At 62.5% G+C, this 10,692-nt stretch carries 9 protein-coding genes; 2 read left to right on the top strand and 7 right to left on the bottom strand.

Features of this window, described 5'->3' with window-relative positions; translation table 11 throughout:
* Positions 1-97: 97 nt before the first annotated feature.
* The 3 genes from QIW53_RS26980 to QIW53_RS26990 all read right to left on the bottom strand — a co-directional run bounded on the left by QIW53_RS26980 (position 98) and on the right by QIW53_RS26990 (position 3,744).
* Positions 98-1,204: an NADH:flavin oxidoreductase/NADH oxidase gene (locus QIW53_RS26980; protein ID WP_371052646.1), complete on the bottom strand. Its 1,107-nt coding sequence runs from the start codon at positions 1,202-1,204 to the stop codon at positions 98-100.
* Positions 1,205-1,434: 230 nt separating this feature from the next.
* Entirely contained in the window at positions 1,435-3,144 is a 1,710-nt protein-coding gene (gene recJ, locus QIW53_RS26985; protein WP_371052647.1) for a single-stranded-DNA-specific exonuclease RecJ, read from the bottom strand.
* A gap of 57 nt (positions 3,145-3,201) precedes the next feature.
* A complete protein-coding gene (locus tag QIW53_RS26990) occupies positions 3,202-3,744 on the bottom strand; it encodes a YaeQ family protein (protein WP_371052648.1) in 543 nt (180 codons plus the stop codon).
* 146 nt (positions 3,745-3,890) lie between these two features.
* On the opposite strand from QIW53_RS26990, the gene QIW53_RS26995 reads away from it, so the two are divergent.
* Together QIW53_RS26995 and QIW53_RS27000 are read left to right on the top strand one after the other, a co-directional pair.
* The gene (locus tag QIW53_RS26995; protein WP_371052649.1) at positions 3,891-5,090 is read left to right on the top strand and encodes a CaiB/BaiF CoA transferase family protein; all 1,200 of its coding nucleotides are present in this window, start codon (positions 3,891-3,893) and stop codon (positions 5,088-5,090) included.
* Positions 5,091-5,127: 37 nt separating this feature from the next.
* Entirely contained in the window at positions 5,128-6,012 is an 885-nt protein-coding gene (locus QIW53_RS27000; protein WP_371052650.1) for a TIGR02285 family protein, read from the top strand.
* Positions 6,013-6,187: 175 nt separating this feature from the next.
* Here QIW53_RS27000 and QIW53_RS27005 read toward each other — a convergent pair whose 3' ends face one another.
* The 4 genes from QIW53_RS27005 to QIW53_RS27020 all read right to left on the bottom strand — a co-directional run bounded on the left by QIW53_RS27005 (position 6,188) and on the right by QIW53_RS27020 (position 10,431).
* A complete protein-coding gene (locus QIW53_RS27005) occupies positions 6,188-6,472 on the bottom strand; it encodes a DUF3509 domain-containing protein (RefSeq protein WP_371052651.1) in 285 nt (94 codons plus the stop codon).
* A gap of 313 nt (positions 6,473-6,785) precedes the next feature.
* Positions 6,786-8,195, bottom strand: coding sequence for a threonine synthase (gene thrC, locus QIW53_RS27010; protein ID WP_371052652.1), 1,410 nt, complete (start codon positions 8,193-8,195; stop codon positions 6,786-6,788).
* A gap of 66 nt (positions 8,196-8,261) precedes the next feature.
* The gene (locus tag QIW53_RS27015) at positions 8,262-9,566 is read right to left on the bottom strand and encodes a homoserine dehydrogenase (RefSeq protein WP_371052653.1); all 1,305 of its coding nucleotides are present in this window, start codon (positions 9,564-9,566) and stop codon (positions 8,262-8,264) included.
* A gap of 133 nt (positions 9,567-9,699) precedes the next feature.
* The gene (locus QIW53_RS27020; protein WP_371052654.1) at positions 9,700-10,431 is read right to left on the bottom strand and encodes a DsbC family protein; all 732 of its coding nucleotides are present in this window, start codon (positions 10,429-10,431) and stop codon (positions 9,700-9,702) included.
* Between the last annotated feature and the right edge of the window lie 261 nt (positions 10,432-10,692).

Consider the following 10,692-nt stretch of genomic DNA (forward strand, 5'->3'; position numbering starts at 1 on the left):
GGGATGTCAGGTTTCCCGCGTCGTCTAAGCGTCCATCGCGACGGTTCGACGCCTCGACATGCTCGCTCCTACAGGGTCGGGAAGCTGATGCCAGTGATCAGTCGCGCAAATCCGACTCATGGATCGGCTGATCGCGATGCGTTGCACGTTGGTATTGCGCCGGCCAGACCGCGTTGCGCCCGCCCAGGTCGTCGTCGGCGTGCAGCGGCCAGTACGGATCGCGCAGCAGTTCGCGGGCGAGGAAGATGATGTCGGCCTGGCATGTGCGCAGGATGTGCTCGGCCTGGGCCGGTTCGGTGATCATGCCGACCGTGCCGGTGGCCATGCCGGACTCCTTGCGCACCCGTTCGGCGAAACGGGTCTGGTAACCGGGGCCGGTGGGGATTTCGGCGTTGGCTGCGGTGCCGCCCGAGGAGACGTCGATCAGGTCCACCCCCAGGTCCTTCAGGCGTCGCGCCAGCTCCACGGTTTCATCCGGGTTCCAGCCGTCCTCGACCCAATCAGTGGCCGAGACGCGGACAAACACCGGCAACTCTTCAGGCCACACCGCACGTACCGCTTCAGTGACTTGCAACACCAGACGAATGCGATTTTCGAAGGAGCCGCCATATTGATCGCGCCGCTGGTTGCTCAGCGGTGACAGGAACTGATGCAGCAGGTAGCCGTGGGCGGCGTGGACCTCCACCACCTTGAACCCGGCGGTCAACGCGCGCTTCGCCGATGCGACGAAGGCCTGGATGACCTCGGCGATTTCCCCTTCATCCAGCGGCTTGGGCTGCGTGTGTTGCGGGTCGAAAGCGATGGGCGAAGGACCGACCGGGGTCCAGCCACCGTCTTCGGGTTTTACGCTGCCATGCTTGCCGATCCACGGCCGATGGGTGCTGGCCTTGCGCCCGGCGTGCGCCAGCTGAATGCCCGCGACCGCCCCTTGGGCGGCAATGAAACGGGTGATGCGTTGCAGCGGCTCGATCTGCTCGTCATTCCACAAGCCGAGGTCTTGCGCGGTGATGCGTCCATCGGCCGTGATCGCCGTGGCTTCGGTGAAAATCAGCCCCGCGCCGCCGACAGCGCGGCTGCCAAGGTGCACCAGGTGCCAGTCATTGGCCAGGCCATCGACACTGGAATACTGGCACATCGGCGACACCGCGATGCGGTTGAGCAGGGTCAGTTGGCGAAGGGTAAAGGGTTCAAGCAGCAGACTCATGGGGCACCTCTCGATCAGTGGTCAGGCTCCAGGGTTCTGTTTGACAAGTCGACGAGTGACAGGAAAAAAGGTGCAGCACCCGCCCCCGCGGGCAAAAAATTCGACAAGACGTCACAAGGCCAATCAAGCAGTGCTTAGAGCCTAGTCGACATCGGCGGTCGGTGCGTGGTTCCTGCCGGTTGCCCGCCCCGCTGTAGGAGCGAGCATGCTCGCTCCTACAGCGGGGCGGGCTAACGCGGTTCGATGTGGGCAATCATCAACTGCACGGTTTCAACCCCGCGAAACTCGTTGAGGTCGAGCTTGTAGGCCAGTTCGACCCATTTGATCGTCGGGTTCGGCCAGATATCGCGGTCGATGCCAAACGCGATGCCATCGAGTTTCACCGAGCCGCATTCGCTTCTGAGCACCACCTTGAGGTGCCGCTCGCCCACCACGCGCTGCTCCACCAGCTGAAACACCCCGTGGAACAGCGGCTCAGGGAAGTGCTGACCCCAGGGACCGGCATGGCGCAAGGCGCGGGCCAGTTCGAGGTGGAACTCCTCGACCGCCAGGGTGCCGTCCGACAGCAGGCGCCCGGTCAGGTCCTCTTCGCGCAATTGCCGGCGCACTTCGGCGTCGAAGGCTTCGGCGAACAGCGGGAAATTCGCTTCAGGCAGTGTCAGGCCGGCCGCCATCGCGTGGCCGCCGTACTTGCTGATCAGGTCGGGGTGTTGCGCCGCGACCACGCTCAGGGCGTCGCGGATATGAAAGCCCTGCACCGAGCGCCCCGACCCCTTGAGCAGGCCGTCACCGGCATCGGCAAAGGCGATGGTCGGGCGGAAATAGCGCTCTTTCATGCGCGACGCGAGGATACCGATCACCCCCTGGTGCCATTCCGGGTCGAACAGGCACAGGCCGAACGGCATCGATTCCACCGGCAGATCCTTGAGCTGGGCCAGTGCCTCGCGCTGCATGCCCTGTTCGATGGATTTGCGGTCCTGGTTCATGCCGTCGAGCTGGGCGGCCATGTCCCGGGCGACAGCGGCATCCTCGGTGAGCAGGCACTCGATGCCCAGGCTCATGTCATCCAGGCGCCCCGCCGCATTCAGCCGTGGACCGACGATGAACCCCAGGTCGGTGGAGGTGATGCGCCCGTGGTCACGCTTGGCGACCTCGAGGATCGCCTTGATCCCCGGCCGCGCGCGACCGGCGCGAATCCGCTCCAGCCCCTGATGCACCAGAATCCGGTTGTTGGCGTCCAGCGGCACCACGTCCGCGACGCTGCCCAGCGCCACCAGGTCGAGCAGTTCACCGATGTTCGGCTGCGGCTGGCTGGCGTACCAGCCGAGGCTGCGCAAGCGCGCCCGCAAGGCCATCAACACATAGAAAATCACCCCGACACCGGCCAGTGCCTTGCTCGGAAAACCGCACCCGGGCTGGTTCGGATTGACGATGGCATCGGCCAGCGGCAGCTCGTCGCCCGGCAAGTGGTGATCGGTGACCAGCACCTTGAGCCCGGCCTTTTTCGCTGCCGCCACGCCCTCGACGCTGGAGATGCCGTTGTCCACGGTGATCAACAACTGCGGCGTCCGGGTCAGCGCCACTTCGACGATTTCCGGCGTCAGGCCGTAGCCGTATTCGAAGCGGTTCGGCACCAGGTAGTCGACATGCGCGGCGCCCAGCAGGCGCAGGCCCAGGGTGCCCACGGTGCTGGCCGTGGCGCCGTCCGCGTCGAAGTCGCCGACGATCAGGATCCGCTGGCGCTGTTCCAGGGCTGTCACCAGCAGGTCCACCGCCGCATCGATGCCCTTGAGCTGCTGAAACGGAATCAGCCGTGCCAGGCTCTTGTCCAGTTCAGCCTCGGTCAGCACACCCCGCGCCGCGTACAGACGCGTCAGCAGTGGCGGCAGATCGCCGAGAAATGGCAGGGTTTCGGGCAACAGGCGAGGTTCGATGCGCATGGGGTGACAGGTGCTTCTCTTGGATACGTAGGATAAAACCGGGTGAAGCGCGGACAATCAGCCGCGTTCGCCGCTCAGCCACTGCAACTGGACTTCGTGCTGACCTCGGTCGTCGGTGACGAAAACCGTGCCGTCACTGATCATCACGTCCCACTTGATCACCCGAGGCATGTCCTTGGCGAGAATTTCCAGGACCTCCTGCGGCACGGCCGCGATGTGCACGTTCTTCAGGTTCTTGATCGCCGGGATCACCTTGCCCTCCCAGACACGCAGGCTGCCGTAGGCCAGCAGGCTGGTGCGCTCGGTACGGCGCGAGCACCAGGTCAGGCGATCGACGTCCGGCTGGCCGACTTCGATCCAGTGCAGGACGCGATCATCCAGGCTCTTTTCCCACAGTGCCGGCTCATCGACGTCTGACAGACCACGCCCAAACGACAGCTGTTCGTTGTACCAAAGGGCGTAGGCCAGCAGGCGCACGGCCATGCGCTCTTCGGTTTCCGACGGATGACGGGCGATGGTCTGCTTCACTGACTCGTAGATGCTGCGGTCAAGGTCGGTGAGGTTCAGTTCAAACTTGTAGGTCGTGGACGGCTGGGCCATGAACGGGCTTCTTGATACAGGGAAAGGCGGCAAGTCTAACCGATGCGGGGGGCATTCAACGAATTGCTGACCATCAACCTTGCGCGCCTGACGGTTGGCTGTGCTAAAACGCTCTATCAGCCAAGCCTTGTCCTACAGGATTCAGCATGTCGTTATCCGCCCAACCCCTCTCAGGCGTGAAAGTCATCGAACTGGGCACGTTGATCGCCGGGCCGTTTGCCTCGCGCATCTGCGGCGAATTCGGTGCCGAAGTGATCAAGATCGAGTCCCCCGATGGCGGCGATCCATTGCGCAAATGGCGCAAGCTGTATGAAGGGACGTCACTGTGGTGGTTCGTCCAGGCGCGCAACAAGAAGTCCCTGACCCTGAACCTGAAACACCCGCAAGGCCTGGCCATCCTTAAAAAGCTGCTGGGTGAAGCGGACATCCTGATCGAGAACTTTCGCCCCGGCGTCCTGGAGAAGCTCGGCCTGGGTTGGGACGTGCTGCACGCACTCAACCCGAAGCTGGTCATGGTGCGCCTCTCGGGTTTTGGCCAGACCGGCCCGATGAAGGATCAACCCGGTTTCGGCGCCGTCGGTGAGTCCATGGGCGGCCTGCGCTACATCACCGGTTTCGAGGACCGGCCACCGGTGCGCACCGGGATTTCCATCGGTGACTCGATTGCCGCGCTGTGGGGCGTGATCGGTGCGCTGATGGCCCTGCGTCATCGCGAAGTCAACGGCGGCCTCGGCCAGGTGGTCGACGTAGCGTTGTATGAAGCGATCTTCGCCATGATGGAAAGCATGGTCCCGGAGTTCGACGTGTTCGGGTTCATCCGTGAACGCACCGGCAACATCATGCCCGGCATCACGCCGTCGTCGATCCACACCAGCGCCGATGGCAAGCACGTGCAGATCGGCGCCAATGGCGACGCGATCTTCAAGCGTTTCATGCGGGTCATCGGCCGCGAAGACCTGGCCAACGACCCGACGCTGGCCAGCAACGACGGCCGCGACAGCCGCCGCGACGAGTTGTACGGGGTGATCGATCGCTGGGTCAACTCGCTGCCGCTGGACAGCGTCATGCAACAGTTGAATCAGGCCGAGGTGCCTGCCAGCCGGATCTTCAGTGCCGAGGACATGTTCAGCGATCCGCAATACCTGGCGCGGGAAATGTTCCTCAAGGCGAAGCTGCCCGATGGCAAAGATTTCAAGATGCCGGGCATCGTGCCGAAACTCTCAGAGACACCTGGCACTTCGCAATGGGTCGGGCCGCAGTTGGGCGAACACAATGTGCAGGTACTCAACGATCTTGGCTACGACAGGGAACAGATTGCACAGCTGCGAAAAGACGGGGCCATCTAAGCTGAGGCAACCGTTTGCGCTACGCCCTGCGCACGCCATGCCATGGCGTGTGAGGGTCATCTGCGCCTTCGCGTTGGCTACGCTGCTGGTCGCACCGGCGCCTTCGGCCATGGCCCAACCCAAAGAAACCCTGATCTGGCTGTTGCGCGACCTGCCGCCACTGACGATTTTCGAAGGCCCGAAAAAGGGCCAGGGCGTCATCGACCAGTTATTGCCCCTGTTGACCGTGGACATGCCGCAATACCGGCATGTGCTGATGCGAGTCAATCGCGCTCGCGCCTTGCAAATGCTCCACGAGCCTTCCCTGACGTGCGATGCCGCCTTGAACTGGAGCAAGGAGCGCGAGGGCTGGATCGTGTTCTCCATCCCGGTGTTTCGTGCCATGAGTAACGGCCTGGCCGTGCGCCGGGTCGATCACGAGGTGATTGCCCCCTACCTGCATGATGGCGAAGTCGACCTGGCGCAATTGCTGGCCGGCGGTCGCGAGCAGTTGGGCGTGATTGCCCAACGCAACTACGGCGAGTACCTCGACACGTTGCTCAAGCAGGCGCCAGCCAAGGCACTGTCCCCTCACTACGGCAACGATGCCCTGGGCAGTCTGCTACAGATGCAACGGCTGGGGCGCCTGCGATTCCTGCTGGGCTACCGGCCGGAGATCCGCTATCAGGCCCAACAGCAGGGGATTGAGGAAGATGAGTTGCAGTTCTATCCGATTCGCGGCGCCGAGAAGTACCTGTCGGGGTACATCGGTTGCACCGACACTCCCCAGGGTCGGCAGGCGATCAGCGAGATCAACCAGTTGCTGCGCAAACTGCCTCACCAGCATCTGAGCGAGGCCTACGCCGAATGGCTGGACCCGGAAAGCCGCAGTGCCTACCTGGAAGAATCCAGGGTGTACTTCCAACAGCAGGGGCGACCCTGACAAATCGCAGGCAAAAAGAAACCCCGAGAAGTGGGGAGACGACTCGGGGTTAAACGTGGTCCTTGATCCAGACCCGTAGCAGCAAGCGGCAAGCACCGGAGCACAATGCTTGATCCTGCTGTTACAACCTCTGACCGACCTTGGGCCGGGAAGGTTCCCATGAAAGAAAATTCACTTAAGCGCGGGCCACGACCTTTTCCAGTGCGGCATTGCGCAACGCCGCAATCACACAGGGTTCCAGACGCCCTTCGGCAATCATCAGGTCGCGGTGCAAGCCGTCGACCACATCGGTGAGCAGACGCTTGTCAGTCAACTGCGCCTGATTGAAAGACCGTTCGACCACGATAGCGCCCGTGGCGCTCTTCAAGGTTACCAGGCATTCGCCGTGGGCACCTGACGGGGTCAATGTCACCTGATACGGGCTCAGAGCCTCACCGAGCAATAGGCAGATACTTTCCATCTCGATCACCACTCAATAGTCCGAAAAAACAAAGTGCCAGGGGCGTGTCTACAAACAATGACCGCCAGCACGAGCAGAAAGTTCGGGGTGCAGAGCGCGAAGGCGGCTCTGGTCTTGAGAGCATGCAGGGGGAATGTGACAGGGGAAAAACAGTCAGGCGGCTGATGCACCGCGATCCCCTGTAGGAGCGAGCATGCTCGCGATGGTATCCCAGGCACCGCGGGCATTCAGGACGCCCACGTTATCGTTGACGTCCATCGCGACGGTTCGACGCCTCGACATGCTCGCTCCTACAGGGGGGTGATAACGTTTCTTACAACGGCTTGCCGCGATTGCCATGCTGGCTGACGAAGGCCTGCACGGCCTTCAGCTCGTTTGGCAGCACGGTGCAACGCTCGTCCCGCTCGAACAGGTCGGCCAGGTGGGCTGGCAACTCCAGGGCCTTGCCGACGCCCGCCTGTTCCACCGCGTCCGGGAACTTGACCGGGTGGGCGGTGCCGAGGATGACCATCGGGATGTCCAGGCTGCGGCGGCATTCGCGCGCGGCCTTGACGCCGATGGCGGTGTGCGGGTCCAGCACTTCGCCGGTCTGCTCGAAGACTTCGGCGATGGTTTCGCAGGTTTGTGCGTCATCCACGGCCAGGGAGTCGAACAGCTTGCGGGCTTCGGTCCAGCGCTCCTGCTCGACGCTGAAACCGCCGCCTTGCTTGAAGCTGTCCATCAGCCCGGCAATCGCCGCGCCATTGCGACCGTGCAGGTCGAACAGCAGGCGTTCGAAGTTCGACGACACCATGATGTCCATCGACGGCGACAGCGTGGCGTGCAGGGTTTCCTTGACGTACTGGTTGCCGCTCATGAAGCGGTGCAGGATGTCGTTGCGGTTGGTGGCGACGATCAACTGGTTGATCGGCAGGCCCATGTTGCGCGCCAGGTAACCGGCGAAGATGTCGCCGAAGTTGCCGGTCGGCACCGAGAACGACACCGAACGCGCCGGGCCGCCCAACTGCAGGGACGCGTGGAAGTAGTAGACGATCTGGGCCATGATCCGTGCCCAGTTGATCGAGTTCACCGCTACCAGGCGCGTGCCCTTGAGGAAACTCTGGTCGGCGAAGCTGGCCTTGACCATTTCCTGGCAGTCATCGAAGTTGCCTTCGATGGCGATGTTGTGGATGTTCTCGCCGAAAATCGTGGTCATCTGCCGACGCTGCACTTCCGACACCCGGTTGTGCGGGTGCAGGATGAAGATGTCGACGTTTTCGCAGTGCTTGCAGCCTTCGATGGCGGCCGAACCGGTATCACCGGACGTGGCGCCGACGATCACGACGCGCTCACCGCGTTTTTCCAGCACGTAGTCGAGCAGGCGACCGAGCAGTTGCAGGGCGAAATCCTTGAACGCCAGGGTCGGGCCGTGGAACAGCTCCAGCACCCACTCGTTGCCGTTCAACTGACGCAACGGCGCCACGGCATTGTGGGAAAACACGCCGTAGGTTTCTTCAAGGATCTTTTTGAAATCGGCGTCCGGAATGCTGCCGGTGACGAACGGGCGCATGACCCGGAACGCCAGCTCGTGATACGGCAGGCCAGCCCAGGAAGCGATCTCTTCCTGGGTGAAACGGGGCAGGTTTTCCGGGACGTACAAACCGCCGTCAGTGGCCAGACCGGCCAGCAGGACGTCTTCGAAATTCAGGGCCGGTGCCTGGCCGCGGGTACTGATGTAACGCATGACTGACTCCAATGGACAGTGTTCGCAATGCCGGACCCGCTGGCGGGCCCGGTGAACGATAACGGCTTAGTTCAGGTGCTCGACGCGGATCCGCACCACCGGGCCGACCACGCCAGCCAGGGCCTCGAGCGCCGCGATGGCGTCGTTGATGTGCTGCTCCAGCACACGGTGGGTCAGCAGGATCATCGGCACCAGGCCGTCATGCTCTTCGACTTCCTTCTGCATGATCGATTCGATGTTGATGCCACGCTCCGACAGGATGCTCGCCACCTGGGCCAGAACACCCGGATGGTCCTTGGCCTGAATGCGCAGGTAGTAGGCGCTTTCGCAGGCTTCGATCGGCAGGATCGGATGCGCCGACAGCGAATCCGGCTGGAAGGCCAGGTGCGGCACGCGGTTTTCCGGATCGGAGGTCATGGCGCGAACCACGTCCACCAGGTCGGCGATCACCGACGAAGCGGTCGGTTCCATGCCGGCGCCCGCACCGTAGAACAGGGTCGAACCGGCCGCATCACCGTTGACCATCACCGCGTTCATCACGCCGTTGACGTTGGCGATCAGGCGATCGGCCGGGATCAGCGTCGGGTGCACGCGCAACTCGATGCCGGTGGCCGTGCTGCGCGCCACGCCGAGGTGCTTGATGCGATAGCCCAGGGCCTCGGCGTAGTTCACGTCGGCAGTGGTCAGTTGGGTGATGCCTTCGGTGTAGGCCTTGTCGAACTGCAGCGGGATACCGAACGCGATGGACGCCAGGATCGTCAGCTTGTGCGCCGCATCGATGCCTTCGACGTCGAAGGTTGGATCGGCTTCGGCGTAACCCAGAGCCTGGGCTTCGACCAGTACGTCTTCGAAGGTGCGACCCTTCTCGCGCATTTCCGTCAGGATGAAGTTGCCGGTGCCGTTGATGATGCCCGCCACCCAGTTGATGCGGTTGGCAGACAGGCCTTCACGGATCGCCTTGATCACCGGAATGCCACCGGCCACGGCCGCTTCGAACGCAACGATCACGCCCTTCTCGCGCGCCTTGGCGAAAATCTCATTACCGTGAACGGCGATAAGCGCCTTGTTCGCGGTGACCACATGCTTGCCATTCTCGATGGCCTTGAGTACCAGCTCGCGGGCAACGGTATAGCCGCCCATCAGCTCTATGACGATGTCGATCTCAGGGTTCGTGGCCACTTCGAAGACATCGGTGGTAATCGCAATACCGGTCGTTTGGAACTGAGGCTTTGGCGTGCGAATGGCAATTTGTGCCACTTCGATCCCACGCCCGGCACGACGAGCAATTTCCTCGGCGTTGCGCTGAAGTACGTTGAAGGTACCGCCACCGACGGTCCCTAACCCACAGATGCCTACTTTGACCGGTTTCACTGTGAACTCCCCATAAAACGGCCGACACGAGGCCGGCCGTGAAAACAGCCGCAGGTTCGCGGCTCTCTATTGATGGCCCGGCCAATGCTGACACCGGACCCTGATCGCCAGGGCTAGCCCTGACGATGCGAAATCACTTCGCGCCCAGCGCCAGTTTGGCGACTTGTGGCGCAGGCTGGTAGCCCGGAATCACCTGACCATCGGCCAAAACGATGGCCGGCGTGCCGTTCACGCCAATCGACTGGCCGAGGGCGAATTGTTTGGACACAGGGTTCTCGCACTTGGCGGCCTTGATTTCCTTGCCATCGACCATCTTGTCCATGGCCGCTTTCTTGTCCTTCGAGCACCAGACCGCCTGCAGTTGCTCGTCACCTGGCGAACCCAGGCCCTGGCGCGGGAATGCCACGTAACGCACTTCGATGCCGCGCTTGTTCAGCTCGGGCACTTCGGCGTGCAGTTTGTGGCAGTACGGGCAGGTGGTGTCGGTGAACACGGTGATGTGCGACTTGGTTTCGCCGATGGCCGGGTAGACCACGGTTTCGGCAACCGGAATGTCGTTGATCAGCTTGGAGATGCCCAGGCGTTCGGTCTTCTCGGTCAGGTTGACCGGCTTGCCGTCCTTGAGCTGGAACATGTAGCCCTGCACCACGTACTGGCCGTCGGCGCTGGCGTAGAGCACGCGGCTGCCCTTGAGCTTGACTTCGTACAGGCCCGGCAGCGGGCTGGCGGAGATGCTTTCTACCGGAACTTCGAGCTGGAGGTTTTCCAGGCTTTTACGGATGGCTTTGTCGGCCGCGTCATCGGCGACGGCAAAGGTGCTGACCAACGCAATGGCTGCGGCGGCGAAAATCTGGGTCAGACGCATGAGAACTCCTGAAGGCGGACAAATGGAACGATCAGAACGCCCGTGCCGAAACACCGGGTCATGACCGCCCACCGTGCAAACCGGCAAAGCCTACCACATAAGGGCCGCAGGGCCGAATGCCGCTGATACAAGGTGTTGGCCAACGATCAATTGCCATGAGGAACAGCTTGCCTGTGGGAGCGGGCTTGCTCGCGAAAGCGGTGTGTCAGTCACGTAATTTGTATCTGATACACCGCTTTCGCGAGCAAGCCCGCTCCCACT

This window comes from Pseudomonas fluorescens (genome assembly GCF_041354075.1).
Lineage (GTDB): Bacteria > Pseudomonadota > Gammaproteobacteria > Pseudomonadales > Pseudomonadaceae > Aquipseudomonas > Aquipseudomonas fluorescens_CE.

Coding starts and splice junctions, on each gene's coding strand:
- QIW53_RS26980 (WP_371052646.1), bottom strand. CDS start 1,204: ATGAGTCTGCTGCTTGAACCCTTTACCCTTCGCCAACTGACCCTGCTC.
- recJ (WP_371052647.1), bottom strand. CDS start 3,144: ATGCGCATCGAACCTCGCCTGTTGCCCGAAACCCTGCCATTTCTCGGC.
- QIW53_RS26990 (WP_371052648.1), bottom strand. CDS start 3,744: ATGGCCCAGCCGTCCACGACCTACAAGTTTGAACTGAACCTCACCGAC.
- QIW53_RS26995 (WP_371052649.1), top strand. CDS start 3,891: ATGTCGTTATCCGCCCAACCCCTCTCAGGCGTGAAAGTCATCGAACTG.
- QIW53_RS27000 (WP_371052650.1), top strand. CDS start 5,128: ATGCCATGGCGTGTGAGGGTCATCTGCGCCTTCGCGTTGGCTACGCTG.
- QIW53_RS27005 (WP_371052651.1), bottom strand. CDS start 6,472: ATGGAAAGTATCTGCCTATTGCTCGGTGAGGCTCTGAGCCCGTATCAG.
- thrC (WP_371052652.1), bottom strand. CDS start 8,195: ATGCGTTACATCAGTACCCGCGGCCAGGCACCGGCCCTGAATTTCGAA.
- QIW53_RS27020 (WP_371052654.1), bottom strand. CDS start 10,431: ATGCGTCTGACCCAGATTTTCGCCGCCGCAGCCATTGCGTTGGTCAGC.